Source organism: Pseudomonas sp. zfem002, from assembly GCF_032621685.1.
Taxonomy (GTDB): Bacteria; Pseudomonadota; Gammaproteobacteria; order Pseudomonadales; family Pseudomonadaceae; genus Aquipseudomonas; species Aquipseudomonas japonica.
Window position 1 is genome coordinate 26,105 of record NZ_JAVYJH010000027.1, and the last position, 14,474, is coordinate 40,578.

Below are 14,474 nucleotides of genomic sequence, written 5' to 3' on the forward strand. Positions count from 1 at the left end.
TACATTTCTTAATCTGCTGGCAGCATTTTCCTCGGCTGCTACCCTCAATTTCAGATCACTCCTGCAAGGACAGGGAGGGAAGGTGAAGGGACGATCACTGCTGGCGCTGGTGGGACTGTGTACGGCGCAGAGCGTGGCGGCCACGGATTTTCTCGTCGAAGTGCGCATCGACGTGCAGCGCGGCTGCCTGCTGATCCATGAAACCCGCAGCGCCTCTGGCGAGGCTCTCGGCATCCTGGATTTTGGTCACAGCCCGCGCCTGGACGATCGCGCCGGGCCCCTGACCAGCCAGTTGCTGGTGCAGCGCCCGCCACGGCTGGAGTGCAATCCGGATACCGCCTATCAGGTCGAGGTCGACGGCGGCCTGCACGGTGGCACCGGCGAGGTGCGCTATCTGGTTTCCGCCGATCCCCGGGCCAGGCCCATTCCCTACCGGCTGTTCCGCGATCCCGCCTGGCGTGTGCCGCTGGCGGTGAACATCGCCCAGCAGGGCCGGGTGCCGGACAGCGGTTCGGTGGAACTGCCCTTGTACGCGCGTATCGACACGCAAGCCGAGCTTCCACGGACGGGACGCTATTCGGATCTACTGAAAGTGACCGTCACCTGGTGACGGTCGAGGGTACTGCTTAGGGAGCGAGCAGCATGCACACAGCCCGCATTCTTCTGCTGAGCCTGGGACCGCTCCTGCTCAGCACCAGCGCCCAGGGCGCCATGAGCGGTCAGATCCAGGCGCGGCTGGTGATCACCTCCGCCTGCCAGGTCAGCAACGATCCGACGCCGCAGGCGCCCGCCGGCGGTGTGCTGGATTTCGGCGCGCAGGGGCCGATGTGGGACAACCCGCTGCGTGCCGCCCTCGACAATGCCGCCGGCAGCGGCAACCTGCAGGTCAGCTGCAACCCGGCGGTGCGCGCCTTCAGCGTGACCATCAATGGCGGCAGCAATCCCGATGGCGCTACCCGCCGCCTGAGCAATGGCGGCGTGCTCATTCCCTATCAACTGTCCACCGACCCGGCCGGACGTTCGAACTACGGCATCGGCCAGCAACTGAGCTTCTCGGTGAGCAGTGCGGCGCAGATCCCGATTCCCATCTACGGCGTCGTCGTAGCCAACCCCAAAGCCCTGCCCGCGGGCGTCTATCGCGACACCCTGACGGTGACGCTGGACTGGTGACAGTCAAAGGAGTGAACCATGCAAGCCAACCTTTACCGTTTCCTCTTCGCTGGCGCTGCCCTGGTCTGCGCCGCCCAGGCCCAGGCGGCTAGCGTCACCGGCAATATCAACGCCTCGCTGGTGCTGATCTCCAGTTGCCAGGTGAATGGCTCGACGGCGACCACCGGGGTCAACTTCGGTGCGCTGAACTTCGGTACCCAGACCGCGCTGTTCACCGAGGCCGGTGCCCAGGTGCTGGCCGGGGGCGGCGGTGCCATGAGCATTCTCTGCTCCAACGGTGCGATTCCGGTGATCAAGGTCGGCGTCGGTGCCCATGACGGCCTGTCCAGCGGCGGCACCCGGGCGCTGGCCGACGGTTCCGGCAACTTCGTGCCCTACGACTTCTACACCGACGCCGGCTTCGCCACGCTGCTGCCGATCAACGGCACCATCACCCTGCCCACCAGCAGCGGCGCGGCGCAGACCGTCAACCTGTACGGCAAGGCGGTGGGCAAGGCCGGGCTGCCACCGGGCACCTACAGCGACACGGTGGCGGTCGAGCTGAGTTTCTGAGCCATGCACGGGCGTCTGGCACTGGGCCTGGCGCTGGTCGCGGCAGTCGTGCCGGCAACGCTGGACGCCGCCACCAGCAGCACCTTCCTGGTCAACGCGACGATCCAGGCCGGCTGCCTGGTGGTGGGCGGCGTGAGCAACTACGGCAACCTGGATTTCGGCAGCTATTCGGCGCTGTCCACGGCCGCCGCCACCACTGCGCTGGGCGGCACCACGGTGACGCTGCAATGCACGCCGGGGACGACCCTGAACATGGCGGTCGACGGCGGGCAGAACAATAACGGCAGCCGCAACCTCAAGCGCGGCACCGGCAGCAACCTGCAGGTCTACCAGCTGTTTCGCGATGCCGCCTTCAGCCAGGCGCTGGGCATCAACCAGAGCGTGGCGGTCAGCTACAGCGACCCGACCGCGATCAAGCTGCCGATCTATGCCCGCGCGCAGTTGAGCGGGGCGCTGCCGGCGGGGACCTACACCGATGTGCTGCAAGTGACACTGACCTGGTAGGCGAACCTGCCGGGCGACAAGAACAACACAGGAGGCTGGCATGGCAATGGACGCTCGGCGTCGCGGCCCGGGGATGGCGTGGTTGGCGCTGCTTCTGGCGTGGTGGGGAGGCATGGCGCAGGCCGCGACCTCGGTACTGATCTGGCCGATCGATCCGGTGATCGAGGCCGAACAGAAGGCCGGTGCGTTGTGGCTGGAAAATCGCGGCAGCGAAGTGGCCAACCTGCAGATCCGCATCTTCGCCTGGCGCCAGGGCGAATTCGACGACCAGTACCAGAACCAGCGCGAGATCATCGGCAGCCCGCCGCTGGCGAAGATCGCCCCGGGACAGAAGCAGCTCATCCGCCTGACCCGCACCGGCACCTCGCCGGTCGGCCAGGAACAGGCCTACCGCATCATCATCGACGAGATCCCGCCGGCCGTGCCGCCCAGCCAGGAGACCGGCAAGGCGCAGGCGGCGATCCGCTTCCAGATGCGCTACTCGGTGCCGCTGTTCGTCTATGGCGAGGGCCTGTGGGGCAAGCCCGATCCGCAGGGCCAGCGCGACAGCGCCGGGGTCGGCAAGCCGCAGCTGAGCTGGCGCCAGGTCTCGGTGCAGGGCCAGCCGTTCGTCGAGATTCGCAACAGCGGTCCGGTGCATGCGCGCCTGACCGACGTGGTCATGCACCAGGGCGGGCAGCGGCGCCCGGTGGTGGAAGGCCTGCTTGGCTACGTGCTGCCCGGCGCCAGCATGCGCTGGCCGGCGCCCTTGCAGGCGTCGGCGGCGACCGTGCTGCAGGGCCGCGTGAATGGCGGCGAAACCGCTCAGACCATCGGTCAGGGGCATTGAAGTGAGCGGATAGATCAGGGACCAGGGGCCGGAGTAGCCCCGTCAAGGGTGGGAACAGTGCGTGAAGGGATTTCTGGCCAGTACCCGTCGTCTGGCGCTGGCGAGTGGCATGACGGTAATCGCGATGGCGCCGTTGCTGGCTGGCGAACTACCGCCGCCACCCAGCGGTCAGGAGGCGATCAGCGATGCGCAGTTGTATCTGGAACTGGTGGTCAACCAGATGAGCAGCGGTAACGTGGTGCCCGTGCAGCAGCGCTCCGGCCATTTGTACGTGGCCGCCAGCGACCTGCGTGCCGCCGGCATCCAGTTTCCCGTGCCGGTGCCGGAGGAGGTGGCGCTGGACAGCATCGCCGGGCTGCACAGCGACTACGACAGCCAGGCCCAGCGCCTGCTCCTCGAGGTGCCGCTAGGCTGGCTGCCGAACCAGCGGATCGGCGGGCGCTCGCTGTACCCGCGCAGCGAAGCGCGCAGCAGCTTCGGCGCGCTGTTCAACTACGACCTGTACCTCAACGATACCGACGACGTCGGCACCAGCCTGTCAGCGTGGAACGAATTTCGCCTGTTCGACAGCTGGGGCACGTTCTCCACCACCGGGCAATGGCGCCAGCAGATCAGCGGCGAGCGCTTCGACGACAGCCAGCGCGGTTTCCTGCGCTACGACACGACCTTTCGCTACACCGACGAGGAGCGCCTGCTGACCTTCGAAGCCGGCGACGTGGTCAGCGGCTCGCTGCCCTGGAGCAGTTCGGTGCGCCTGGGCGGGGTACAGCTGTCGCGGGATTTCTCGGTGCGCCCGGACCTGGTCACCTATCCCTTGCCGGCGTTCGCCGGGGAGGCGGCGGTGCCGTCGTCGCTGGACCTGTTCATCAACGGCTACAAGAGCGCCAGCGCCGACCTGCAGCCCGGGCCCTATACCCTGACCAACGTGCCGTACATCAACGGTGCCGGCGAGGCGGTGGTGGTGACCACCGATGCCCTTGGCCGCCAGGTGTCCACCACCTTGCCGTTCTATGTCACCAGCACATTGTTGCAGAAGGGCCTGAGCGACTTCTCGGTGGCCGCCGGCAAGCTGCGGCGCAACTACGGGATCAGCGATTTCTCCTATGGCTCGGCGCTGACCTCGGCCAGCCTGCGCTATGGCGTGAGCGACAGCTTCACCCTGGAAAGCCATGCCGAGGCGGGCGAGTCCCTGCTGCTCGGCGGCCTGGGCGGCAACCTGCTGCTGGGCAATTTCGGGGTGGTCAACGCGGCCTTGAGCCACAGCAGCTTCGAAAGCCGCGGTGGCCGGCAACTGAGCCTCGGCTACCAGTACAACAGCCAGCGCATCGGTTTCAGCTACCAGCGCCTGGAGCGCTTCGGCGACTACGCCGACGCCTCGCTGCTGGACAGCCCCTACAGCCGCCTCAGCCAGCGCAGCGAGCAGGTCACCCTGAGTCTCAACCTGGACCGCTACGGCAGCCTCGGCGCCGGCTATTTCGATGTACGCGCCGCCGACAGTTCGCGCACGCGCCTGGTCAACCTGAGCTGGAGCAAGTCGCTGTGGGGCAGCGCCAGCCTGTACCTGTCGGCCAACCGCGAGGTGGGTGGCGGGCAATGGGCGACCCAGGCGCAACTAGTGATTCCCTTCGACTTGTACGGCACCCTCAGTTTCAGCGCCGAGCGCAACCAGAGCGGCGAGAGCGTGCAGCGGGTCAACTACAGCCGTGGCGTGCCCAGCGCCGGCGGGGTCGGCTTCAATATCGGCTATGCCGGTGGCGACCAGCAGGCCTACCGCCAGGCCGACCTGACCTGGCGCCTGCAGTCGGTGCAACTGCAGGCCGGCACCTACGGCAACAGCGACGGCATGACGCGCTGGGCCGACGCCAGCGGCTCGGTGGTGTGGATGGACAACGGGCTGTTCGCCGCCAACCGCATCGATGACGCCTTCGTCGTGGTCAGCACCAACGGCTTCGCCGACATCCCGGTGCGCTACGAGAACCAGACCGTGGGGCGCACCAACGGCAAGGGCCAGTTGCTGGTGCCGTGGAGCAGCGCCTACTATCGCGGCAAGTACGAGATCGACCCGCTGGAGTTGCCGGCCAACGTTCGTGCCGAGGACGTCGAACAGCGCGTGGCGGTGCGCCGCGGCGCCGGCTACCTGCTGAACTTCCCGCTGAACCGGGTGCTGGCGGCCAGCGTCGAGCTGGTGGACAGCGAGCACCGCGACCTGCCCCTGGGCAGCCAGGTCACTCACCAGCAGAGCGGTTCGCTGGCGGTGGTGGGCTGGGACGGGTTGGTGTATCTGGAGAACCTCGCCGAGCAGAACACCCTGCGGGTCCAGTTGGCCGGGGGCGGCACCTGCCAGGCGCAATTCAGCCTCGCCGGCGGGCATGACGACGTGCCGCTGATCGGCCCGCTGGTGTGCCGGTGATACGCGGCCTGGCGCTGCTGCTCCTGTGCCTGCTGGCGACGCAGGCGCGGGCGCAATGCGCGGTGGTGCAGGCGACCAGTGCGGCCTTTGGCAGTGTCGCGTCGACGCTGGTCAACACCACGCAGCAGTCCACCTCGACGACCAACGCCGGGCTGCGCTGCAGCGGAGCGCTGGTCAGCCTGTTGCGTTCGGACGACTTCTTCAAGCTGACCCTGACGCCGCAGGGCGGCACCACCGGCATGGTCGGCCCGACCGGCGACGTGATCAAGTACACCCTCTATGCGGACAACACCACGGCCTACCCGATCACCCGTGGCCAGCCCTTCGACTTCGCCCGCCATGGCATTCTCGAAGCCCTGGGCCTGCTTGGCAGCATCGTGCCCAGCACCGTGCCGCTGTATCTGAAGACCCTCACCGGGAGCAACGTCGCCGCTGGCACCTACACGGAAACGTTCACCGTGTTCTGGGACTGGGACTATTGCTACGGCATCGGTGTCGGCGGCCTGTGCCTGGGCCGGCAGACCACCAGCGGGACCACCAGCATGAGCGTCAGCCTGACGGTGACCGCCGACTGCCAGATCACCACGCCGACCATCAACTTCGGCACGGCGCCGGTGGTCGGCGGTTTCTCCACGGTGAGCCAGAGCGTCAGCCTGTCCTGCACCAAGGGCAGTGCCTACACCGTGGGTTTGAACGATGGCTTGTACGTCTCGGGCGGGCGGCGGCGAATGAAGTCGACCACGGCCAGCAACTATCTGGCCTACGACATCTTCAAGAGCGCCGGCAGCGTGCGCTGGGGCTCGGTGACCAGCGCCCGGCGCGCCAGCAGCGATGCCGACATCAACCCGGGCAATGGCACCGGGACCGGCAGCCAGGTGTTCAACTACAACGCCAGGGTCTACACCGACCAGGCCACGCCGCCGGCCGGTGCGTATCAGGACAGTGTGATTCTTGATGTGGCGTTCTGAGGGCTTGTGGGGGGCTGAGGTCTGGGACCGCTGACGCGGTCCTTTCGCGGGCAAGCCACGCTCCTACGAGGGGAGTGTCTGACTGAGTCAGCGCAGTTCGCGGACCATCTGGCCGACGACTGTGGCGTTCTGAGGGCTGTTGCCTTCGTAGGAGCGCGGCTTGCCCCGCGCCAGCGGTCCCGATGGCAGTGAGGTCTGGGACCGCTGGCGCGGTCCTTTCGCGGGCAAGCCACGCTCCTACGAGGGGAGTGCCTGACTGCGTCAGCGCAATTCGTGAACCATCTGGCCAATGGCATCCAGCACCGACGAGGCCAGGGCCTTCGAGCGCTTGCCGGACCAGCCGGTGACTGCGTCCGGGGCATCGTTGTGGTCCTTGAAGGGCATCTCCAGGGTCAGCGACAGGCAGTCATGGGCCTGGCCGACGGCATTGCAGGCCAGGGTCAGGTTGGCGTCGCCAGGAGCATTGCGCGGGTAGCCGTGGACGTCCTGGAAGTCGCGGGTGAGGCCGCACAGGGTCTTGCGGAAGCGTTCTTCCAGGGCGGCAATGCGTGGGCTGTAGCCAGGGTTGCCCTCGCACGCGGCGGTGAACACATGGGGGATCTCCTCGTCGCCGTGGGCATCGAGGAACAGGTCGACGCCATACAGCTTCATCTGCTGCTGGGCGAACAGCACCTCCGGGGTCTGGTCGGCACTGGCGTTCTGCCAGGCGCGATTGAGGTCGTGGCCGCGGGCGTTGGTGCGCAGGTGGCCGCGGAAGGCGCCATCGGGGTTCATGTTGGCGATCAGGTACAGGTCGGCGGCCGCCAGCAGACGCTGGAGGGTGGCGTCGTTCTGTGCGACGCGGTCGATCACGCCTTCCATGAACCACTCGGCCATGTGCTCGCCCGGATGCTGCTGGGCGATGATCCACACCTTGCGCTTGCCCGCGGCACCATCGCCGACCCGCAGCAGGGGAATGTCGCGGCCCTCGACGCTGCGCCCGGTGGCCAGCAGGCTGACCCCGGGCAACTGCCGGGCACGTTCGATCAGCTGGTTGTGGCGGGCACGGGAATAGGGTTCGAAGTAGGCGAACCAGGCCTGCGCTTCACGGGCCTGGAGGCTGAAGTGCAGGGCCTTGCCGTCGAAATGCGAGGGGACGCGGAACCAGTTCTGCTGGTCGTAGGAGGCAACCGCCTGATAGCCGTCCCAGGCCTTGTTGTAGGAGGACTCGCCAGCGTTCTCCAGGATGAAGGCGTGGGTCTGTCCCGGGGTCAGGCCGCTGGCCTTGAAGTGGAACCACTGGAAATGCCCGCTGTGGGTGTCGTTACGGATCGCCAGGCGAACCTGCGTGGGATGGCTGGCATCCCGCACCAGGATATTGCCGGAGTCGAAGTCGCAGTCGATGCTCAATGCGGTCATTGCCAGGTTCCTGTGTAGAGTTCTTGTAGCCGGTCACTCTACACAACCTGGCGGGTTACCAGAAACCCAGTACCAGCAATGCCGCCAGACCCAGGCCCATGGCCACGCTGCAGCCACCCAGGGAGAACGCCGCGCGGCCTTGCCGGTACCAGCGGCTTTCGCCCAATTGGCGCGCCGGGACGAGCAGGGCGCGCCAGCGCAGTTCGGTGGCATGGAAGGCCACCGGGTGCTCGGGCGCCGAGTCCAGCCAGCGGCGGAAGTCGATGCGTTCGCTGGCGGTGACCTGCGGGCTCTGCAGGCGCACGTACCACTGGCCGGCGACACGGGCGAGCGCGTCGGGCCCGGGCAGGGTGTATTGCAGGACCTGGTTCATGTGGTGCTCGACATTGCTGTCGGGCAGGTCCAGGCGCTGGGCGATGGCGGCGTAGGAGAGTTGATCGAGGCGGTTCAGCAGGAACACCTGCTGTACCCGGCGTGGCAGCTTCTTCAGGCGTTGCAGCAAGACCGCTTCCGCGCAGTCGGCGCTATCGGCGTGGTGATCCAGAGGCAGCAGCAGACGGGTCATGGTTCCAGCTCCTTGCGGGGAAACGGAGGCGGGGGGTAGGGGGCATCTTCCCTGATGCGTTGCCGAGCTTAATCGTAACGAGATTGATTCTCAAGTGCTATTTTCAGCAAAGCTTTGTTACGGGGTTACGGCGGCGATAGTCCTTTGCTATCATCGCCACATCAAGTAACACACCGCCTTCATTAGCCTGAAGAGCCAAAAAAAAGACCCGGCAAAAAGCCGGGTCAAAAACCGTGATTAGCCTGATGAGGAGATAATCTGAGAGTCCGACCTAAGGGCTCCAGGTTATCCAACCAGTCTCGCGACCAGTTGCGTCCAATAATAATCGTTCTCATTTTCAAGTCAAATGAATTTTCGGTAATTTTACGAAAATTCTTCCTCGCTATCCCTGGAACCCAGCTATTTCGGGCCTTTCAGGCTGTGTTATTCCTCCTTTTCGCCCCTCCCTGCGTTATTCCTCAAGCGGATCCTCCGGCTCGCTGGCCGTCTGCCCCTGGCTGTGCTCGATCAGCGCGCGGGCCAGATTGATCAGGTGCATGATCAGCAGCGCCTGGTCCTGGGCCTTGTCGCGCAGCTGCTGGGCGCCTTCCCAGGCGGTGCAGGAGGCGTGGCGCAGCAGCCAGGTGGCCTGCTCGAAGGCTGCCTCCGCGGACAGCCCGGGGCGGGCGACCACCAGTTGCATGTCCTGCTGTACCGGCGAGGCCTCGGGCGCGGGGTTGAAATAGTAGTCCAGGGCACGGCGGGCGGCATCGTTGTCCAGTTGGCTGAAGGTGGGCGCGCTCATCTATACGGTCTTCCTTGAAGAATTGAAGGGATACCGGGGAAATATAGTACCCAGAGTATTTTTATCGGGATCTTAAATACTACAATTTATGTATTGAGCGAGAATAGGCAGTCCGTATCGTGCCTGCGATGGAAAAATGGATCGCACTAATCAAGAAACGGATGCGTGAACTCAAGCTCACGCAGGAAAAGCTCGCCGAGCGGGTAGGGGTCACCCAGGGTGCCGTCGGCCTCTGGTTGCGCGGCGAGCGTGAGCTCACCCTCAAGCGCATGAACCAGATTCTGGTCGCCATCGAATTGCCGCACATGCAGATGACCGCGACCTCCATGCTCGCCGAGGAACCGGCCAATTACGGCCTGCCCACCACCTTTCGCTACCCGCTGTCGGACTGGCAGCGCCTGGCCGCGATCGCCGAGGACGCTCCGGGCGCGCAAGAGATCACCGACTACAAGGCGCTGGGCACGGCGTTCTGGTTGCGCGTCGAAGGCGATGCGATGACCGCGCCGACCGGCCTGAGCATCTCCGCGGGGATGCTGGTGCTGGTGGATACCGGGGTCGAGGTGCAGGTGGGGCGCCTGGTGATTGCGCGGGTGCCGGGCAACAGCCTGGGATTGCTGCGCCAACTGGTGGTGGAGGGCGGCCAGCGTTTTCTCAAGCCGCTCAATCCGAGCTATCCGATCACCCTGTGCGGTGAGGATTGCGAATTGCTCGGGGTGGCGATTCAGGCAGGGATCCGCTTCTGAAACCCCGCAATGGCTGTTGACGTGATGGGAACCCTGTAGGCGCTGGTTCGTCGTGTGACGAACCACTGCGAAGGACCGCGAAGCAGTCCTGACAGTTGTCAGGGACCGCTGCGCGGTCCTTCGCAGGCAAGCCAGCTCCTACAGGGTCCATTCGCGGGCAAATCAGCCCGCGTTTTCCTCCAGCGCTACCAGCACGCTGCCTTCACTGACCATCTCGCCTTCCTGGCAATACAGCGCGGTCACGGTCCCGGCATGCGGGGCGCGGATGCTGTGCTCCATCTTCATGGCTTCCAGCACCACCAGTTGGGTGCCGGCTTCCACTACCTGGCCCGGCTCCACCAGTACCCGGACGATGCTGCCGTTCATCGGTGCGGTGAGACCGCCCTGGTGGCCATGGCTGGCCTCGGCTTCGGCGATCGGGTCGTAGGCGGTGATCGCCTGCAGTTCGCCATCCCAGCGCAGGTACAGGGTGTCGCCGCGACGGATCGCCAGGTGCTGGCGACGCAGGCCGCCGTCATCCACGCGCAGTTGCTCGCCGTCGAGGATGAAGCTCGAAGCCGCCGTGCGATCCAGGCCCAGCGCCTGCTGCTCGCCATTGCAGCTCAGGTGCAGGCTGACATGCGCGGGGATGCCGGCGCGGAAGCCCTGGCGCGAAGCCCATGGCGAATGCGCGTCGTCCTGGCGCCGGGTTGCCGGCAGGCCTTGTACCCAGGCTTGCGCGGCGGCCTGCCAGAAGTCGGCGGGCAGGGCGCGCGGTGCCGGCAGCAGGTCGTCGTGGTAACGCGGGATGAAGCCGGTATCCAGCTCCGCGGCAGCGAAGGCCGGGTGCGCGAGGATCCGCCGCAGGAAGGCGATGTTGCTCTTCACCCCGCCGATGGCGAACTCGTCGAGCATGGCCAGCAGGCGCAGACGCGCCTGTTCGCGGTCTTCGCCCCAGGCGATCAGCTTGCCCAGCATCGGGTCGTAGAACGGCGAGACGTCGTCGCCCTCGGCGACCCCGCTGTCCACCCGACGCCCGTCGCCGGCCGCGCTTTCGCGGTACAGCGCCAGCCTGCCGGTGGCCGGCAGGAAGTCATTGGCCGGATCCTCGGCGTACAGGCGTACCTCGATGGCGTGGCCATTGAGCGGTACCTGCTCCTGGGTGATCGGCAGCGCTTCGCCACGGGCCACGCGGATCTGCCAGGCCACCAGGTCGAGGCCGGTGATGGCTTCGGTGACCGGGTGCTCCACCTGCAGGCGGGTGTTCATCTCCATGAAGAAGAACTCGCCACGGGCATCCAGCAGGAACTCCACGGTGCCGGCGCCGACATAGCCGATGGCCTGCGCGGCGCGCACCGCGGCTTCACCCATGGCCCGGCGCAGTTCGACGCTGAGGCCCGGGGCCGGGGCTTCTTCCACCACTTTCTGGTGACGACGCTGGATCGAGCAGTCGCGCTCGTTGAGGTACAGGCAGTTGCCGTGCTGGTCGGCGAACACCTGGATCTCCACGTGGCGCGGCTTGAGCACGTATTTTTCCACCAGCATCCGCGGATCGCCGAACGACGATTGCGCTTCACGCTGCGCCGAGGCCAGGGCTTCGGCCAGCTGGCTTTCCTGCTCGACCACCTTCATGCCCTTGCCGCCACCACCGGCGGTGGCCTTGAGCAGCACCGGGTAGCCGATCTTCTCGGCGGCGGCGCGGAAGGTTTCCAGGTCCTGGGCCTCGCCGTGGTAGCCGGGCACCAGCGGCACGCCGGCGGTTTCCATCAGGGCCTTGGCCGCCGACTTGCTGCCCATGGCGTCGATGGCGCTGGCCGGTGGGCCGAGGAAGATCAGCCCGGCCTCTTCGATGGCGCGGGCGAAGCCGGCGTTCTCCGAGAGGAAGCCGTAGCCGGGATGGATCGCCTGGGCGCCGCTGGCTTTTGCCGCGGCGATCAGCTTGGCGATGACCAGGTAGCTCTCCGCCGGCTTGGCGCCGCCGAGGTCGACACGGATATCGGCCTCGCGGCTGTGCCGCGCTTCACGGTCGACCGCGCTGTGCACGGCAACGGTGGTGAGGCCGAGGGATTTGGCGGTGCGCATCACCCGACAGGCGATCTCGCCACGGTTGGCGACCAGCAGGGTGGTCAGCTCGGGACGGCTCATGGGCGGGGCTCCTTGGCGGATGGTTCGGCCTGCCAGGCCGGTGGACGTTTTTCCAGGAAGGCGCGCAGGCCCTCCTGGCCTTCCGCACTGACGCGGATCCGGGCGATGGCGTTCTCGCAGTAGCGACGCAGGGCCGGGGTCAGTTCACCCGGGCCGACTTCGCGCAGCAGCTCCTTGCTGGCGCGCATGGCCTGCGGGCTGTTCAGCAGCAGGTTGGCGATCCAGTCTTCGAGGCGTTCTTCCAGTTCCGCCGCCGGGTAGCTTTCCGAGAGCAGGCCCAGCTCGCGCGCCCGGGCGCCGCTGAAACGCTCGGCGGTCAGGGCATAGCGACGCGCGGCGCGCTCGCCCATGGCCTGGACCACGAACGGGCTGATCACCGCCGGGGCCAGGCCGATGCGCACTTCCGAGAGGCACAGTTGTGCATCGTCGGCGCCGATGGCCATGTCGCAGCAGCTGACCAGGCCCAGGGCACCGCCGAAGGCCGCGCCCTGGACCACGGCCAGGGTCGGCAGCTTGAGGCGGCCGAGGTTGTACATCAGTTCGGCCAGCTCGCGGGCGTCGTCGAGGTTGCGCTGGTAGTCCAGTTCCGCGCTCTGCTGCATCCAGGCCAGGTCGGCGCCGGCGCTGAAGTGCCGGCCGCGACCGCGCAGGACGACGAAGCGCAGACCGGCGTCGGTGGCCAGCTCATCGATGGCGGCGATCAGCTCGCGGATCATCTGCGCGTTGAACGCATTGTTCTTGTCCGCGCGGCTCAGCCACAGGGTGGCGAAGCCGCGGGGATCCTTGATCAGTTCGATTGTGCTGAAGTCGGTCATCGGTCACATCCGGAAAATGCCGAAGCGGGTGGCTTCGATCGGCGCGTTGAGGGCAGCGGACAGGGCCAGGCCAAGAACCTCGCGGGTCTGCGCCGGGTCGATGACGCCGTCGTCCCACAGGCGGGCGCTGGAGTAGTAGGGGTGGCCCTGATGCTCGTACTGGTCGAGGATCGGCTGTTTCAGCTTCGCCTCGTCCTCGGCGCTGAACGGATGGCCGCTGCGCTCGCTCTGCTCGCGCTTGACCTGGGCCAGCACGCCAGCGGCCTGTTCGGCACCCATCACGCCGATCCGCGCGTTCGGCCACATCCACAGGAAGCGCGGGTCGTAGGCGCGGCCGCACATGCCGTAGTTGCCGGCGCCGAAGCTGCCGCCGATGATCACGGTGAACTTCGGCACTTTCGCGCAGGCCACCGCGGTGACCAGCTTGGCGCCGTGCTTGGCGATGCCGCCGGCTTCGTATTTCTGCCCGACCATGAAGCCGGTGATGTTCTGCAGGAACAGCAGCGGGATGCCGCGCTGGCAGGCCAGTTCGATGAAGTGCGCGCCCTTCTGCGCGGCTTCGGCGAAGAGGATCCCGTTGTTGGCGATGATCGCGATCGGGTAGCCATGCAGGTGGGCGAAGCCGCACACCAGGGTGGTGCCGAACAGCGCCTTGAACTCGTCGAACTGCGAGCCGTCGACCAGGCGGGCGATGATCTCGCGCACGTCGAACGGCTGCTTGGCGTCGGCCGGGACCACCCCGTACAGCTCGTCGGCGGCGTACAGCGGGGCGATCGGCGCACACTGCTGCAGTTCGCCCTGCTTGTGCCAGTTGAGGTTGGCCACGCAGCGGCGGGCGATGGCCAGGGCATGCTCGTCGTTGTCGGCGTAGTGGTCGGCGACACCGCTGGTCTTGCAGTGCACGTCGGCGCCACCGAGGTCTTCGGCGCTGACCACCTCACCGGTGGCCGCCTTCACCAGCGGCGGGCCGGCGAGGAAGATGGTGGCCTGCTGGCGCACCATGATGGTTTCGTCGGACATCGCCGGCACGTAGGCGCCGCCCGCGGTGCACGAACCCATGACCACGGCGATCTGCGGGATGCCCTGGGCGCTCATGTTGGCCTGGTTGAAGAAGATCCGGCCGAAGTGCTCGCGGTCCGGGAACACCTCGTCCTGGCGCGGCAGGTTGGCCCCGCCGGAGTCCACCAGGTACAGGCAGGGCAGGCGGTTCTGCTGGGCGATGGCCTGGGCGCGCAGGTGCTTCTTCACGGTCAGCGGATAGTAGGAGCCGCCTTTCACCGTGGCGTCGTTGGCCACGATCATGCACTCGACGCCTTCCACACGGCCGATACCGGCGATCACGCCGGCGGCGGGCACGTCTTCGCCATACACCTCGTGGGCGGCCAGTTGGCCGATTTCAAGGAACGGCGAGCCCGGATCGAGCAGGCGGTCGATGCGGTCGCGCGGCAGCAGCTTGCCACGCGAGGTGTGCCGCTCCTGGGCCTTCAGGCCACCGCCTTGCTGGACCTGGGCGAGCAGGTTGCGCAGGGCGCCGACCTGTTCCAGCATCGTCGCGCTGTTCTGCGCGAAGTCCGGCGTGCGGGTGTTCAACTGGGATTTCAGAATCATCGTG

Annotated in this window: 14 protein-coding genes; 8 read left to right on the top strand and 6 right to left on the bottom strand. The window is 66.7% G+C overall.

Annotation, left to right across the window (positions count from 1 at the left end; genetic code table 11):
- Window positions 1–82 precede the first annotated feature (82 nt).
- The 7 genes from RTI28_RS25590 to RTI28_RS25620 all read left to right on the top strand — a co-directional run bounded on the left by RTI28_RS25590 (window position 83) and on the right by RTI28_RS25620 (window position 6,433).
- Window positions 83–610, top strand: a complete 528-nt coding sequence (locus tag RTI28_RS25590; RefSeq protein ID WP_316923073.1) for a spore coat U domain-containing protein — start codon at window positions 83–85, stop codon at window positions 608–610.
- A 32-nt stretch (window positions 611–642) separates the two neighbouring features.
- Entirely contained in the window at window positions 643–1,170 is a 528-nt protein-coding gene (locus RTI28_RS25595; RefSeq protein ID WP_316923074.1) for a spore coat U domain-containing protein, read from the top strand.
- Between the two features lie 18 nt (window positions 1,171–1,188).
- Complete coding sequence (locus RTI28_RS25600) at window positions 1,189–1,722, top strand: spore coat U domain-containing protein (protein WP_316923075.1); 534 nt, start codon at window positions 1,189–1,191, stop codon at window positions 1,720–1,722.
- A 3-nt stretch (window positions 1,723–1,725) separates the two neighbouring features.
- Window positions 1,726–2,226, top strand: coding sequence for a spore coat U domain-containing protein (locus RTI28_RS25605; RefSeq protein WP_316923076.1), 501 nt, complete (start codon window positions 1,726–1,728; stop codon window positions 2,224–2,226).
- A 40-nt stretch (window positions 2,227–2,266) separates the two neighbouring features.
- Entirely contained in the window at window positions 2,267–3,055 is a 789-nt protein-coding gene (locus RTI28_RS25610; protein ID WP_401257468.1) for a molecular chaperone, read from the top strand.
- Between the two features lie 109 nt (window positions 3,056–3,164).
- On the top strand, window positions 3,165–5,465 hold the full coding sequence (locus RTI28_RS25615; protein WP_316923153.1) for a fimbria/pilus outer membrane usher protein: 2,301 nt from the start codon (window positions 3,165–3,167) through the stop codon (window positions 5,463–5,465).
- Complete coding sequence (locus RTI28_RS25620) at window positions 5,456–6,433, top strand: spore coat U domain-containing protein (protein ID WP_316923077.1); 978 nt, start codon at window positions 5,456–5,458, stop codon at window positions 6,431–6,433. The genes RTI28_RS25615 and RTI28_RS25620 overlap by 10 nt, the downstream gene beginning before the upstream one ends.
- Before the next feature lie 261 nt (window positions 6,434–6,694).
- Here RTI28_RS25620 and RTI28_RS25625 read toward each other — a convergent pair whose 3' ends face one another.
- The 3 genes from RTI28_RS25625 to RTI28_RS25635 form a co-directional block, all read right to left on the bottom strand.
- Window positions 6,695–7,831 carry a M14-type cytosolic carboxypeptidase gene (locus tag RTI28_RS25625; protein WP_316923078.1) on the bottom strand — a complete coding sequence of 379 codons (1,137 nt, stop codon included), beginning with the start codon at window positions 7,829–7,831 and terminating at the stop codon, window positions 6,695–6,697.
- Between the two features lie 55 nt (window positions 7,832–7,886).
- Window positions 7,887–8,396 carry a sigma factor-like helix-turn-helix DNA-binding protein gene (locus RTI28_RS25630; RefSeq protein WP_316923079.1) on the bottom strand — a complete coding sequence of 170 codons (510 nt, stop codon included), beginning with the start codon at window positions 8,394–8,396 and terminating at the stop codon, window positions 7,887–7,889.
- Window positions 8,397–8,847: 451 nt separating this feature from the next.
- Window positions 8,848–9,180, bottom strand: a complete 333-nt coding sequence (locus RTI28_RS25635; RefSeq protein WP_316923080.1) for a hypothetical protein — start codon at window positions 9,178–9,180, stop codon at window positions 8,848–8,850.
- Window positions 9,181–9,341: 161 nt separating this feature from the next.
- On the opposite strand from RTI28_RS25635, the gene RTI28_RS25640 reads away from it, so the two are divergent.
- Entirely contained in the window at window positions 9,342–9,923 is a 582-nt protein-coding gene (locus tag RTI28_RS25640) for a LexA family protein (protein ID WP_316923081.1), read from the top strand.
- 162 nt (window positions 9,924–10,085) lie between these two features.
- On the opposite strand, the gene RTI28_RS25645 is transcribed toward RTI28_RS25640, so the two are convergent.
- Genes RTI28_RS25645 through RTI28_RS25655 form a run of 3 tightly spaced genes read right to left on the bottom strand, consistent with a single transcriptional unit; the run spans window position 10,086 to window position 14,470 of the window.
- Entirely contained in the window at window positions 10,086–12,047 is a 1,962-nt protein-coding gene (locus RTI28_RS25645) for an acetyl/propionyl/methylcrotonyl-CoA carboxylase subunit alpha (protein ID WP_316923082.1), read from the bottom strand.
- On the bottom strand, window positions 12,044–12,862 hold the full coding sequence (locus RTI28_RS25650) for a gamma-carboxygeranoyl-CoA hydratase (protein ID WP_316923083.1): 819 nt from the start codon (window positions 12,860–12,862) through the stop codon (window positions 12,044–12,046). The genes RTI28_RS25645 and RTI28_RS25650 overlap by 4 nt, the downstream gene beginning before the upstream one ends.
- 3 nt (window positions 12,863–12,865) lie before the next feature.
- Window positions 12,866–14,470, bottom strand: coding sequence for a carboxyl transferase domain-containing protein (locus RTI28_RS25655; RefSeq protein WP_316923084.1), 1,605 nt, complete (start codon window positions 14,468–14,470; stop codon window positions 12,866–12,868).
- Between the last annotated feature and the right edge of the window lie 4 nt (window positions 14,471–14,474).

Bases quoted from the DNA above. Each gene is read 5' to 3' on its own strand.
- RTI28_RS25595 (WP_316923074.1), top strand. From the start codon at position 643: ATGCACACAGCCCGCATTCTTCTGCTGAGCCTGGGACCGCTCCTGCTC.
- RTI28_RS25600 (WP_316923075.1), top strand. From the start codon at position 1,189: ATGCAAGCCAACCTTTACCGTTTCCTCTTCGCTGGCGCTGCCCTGGTC.
- RTI28_RS25605 (WP_316923076.1), top strand. From the start codon at position 1,726: ATGCACGGGCGTCTGGCACTGGGCCTGGCGCTGGTCGCGGCAGTCGTG.
- RTI28_RS25610 (WP_401257468.1), top strand. From the start codon at position 2,267: ATGGCAATGGACGCTCGGCGTCGCGGCCCGGGGATGGCGTGGTTGGCG.
- RTI28_RS25615 (WP_316923153.1), top strand. From the start codon at position 3,165: ATGACGGTAATCGCGATGGCGCCGTTGCTGGCTGGCGAACTACCGCCG.
- RTI28_RS25625 (WP_316923078.1), bottom strand. From the start codon at position 7,831: ATGACCGCATTGAGCATCGACTGCGACTTCGACTCCGGCAATATCCTG.
- RTI28_RS25630 (WP_316923079.1), bottom strand. From the start codon at position 8,396: ATGACCCGTCTGCTGCTGCCTCTGGATCACCACGCCGATAGCGCCGAC.
- RTI28_RS25635 (WP_316923080.1), bottom strand. From the start codon at position 9,180: ATGAGCGCGCCCACCTTCAGCCAACTGGACAACGATGCCGCCCGCCGT.
- RTI28_RS25640 (WP_316923081.1), top strand. From the start codon at position 9,342: ATGCGTGAACTCAAGCTCACGCAGGAAAAGCTCGCCGAGCGGGTAGGG.
- RTI28_RS25645 (WP_316923082.1), bottom strand. From the start codon at position 12,047: ATGAGCCGTCCCGAGCTGACCACCCTGCTGGTCGCCAACCGTGGCGAG.
- RTI28_RS25650 (WP_316923083.1), bottom strand. From the start codon at position 12,862: ATGACCGACTTCAGCACAATCGAACTGATCAAGGATCCCCGCGGCTTC.
- RTI28_RS25655 (WP_316923084.1), bottom strand. From the start codon at position 14,470: ATGATTCTGAAATCCCAGTTGAACACCCGCACGCCGGACTTCGCGCAG.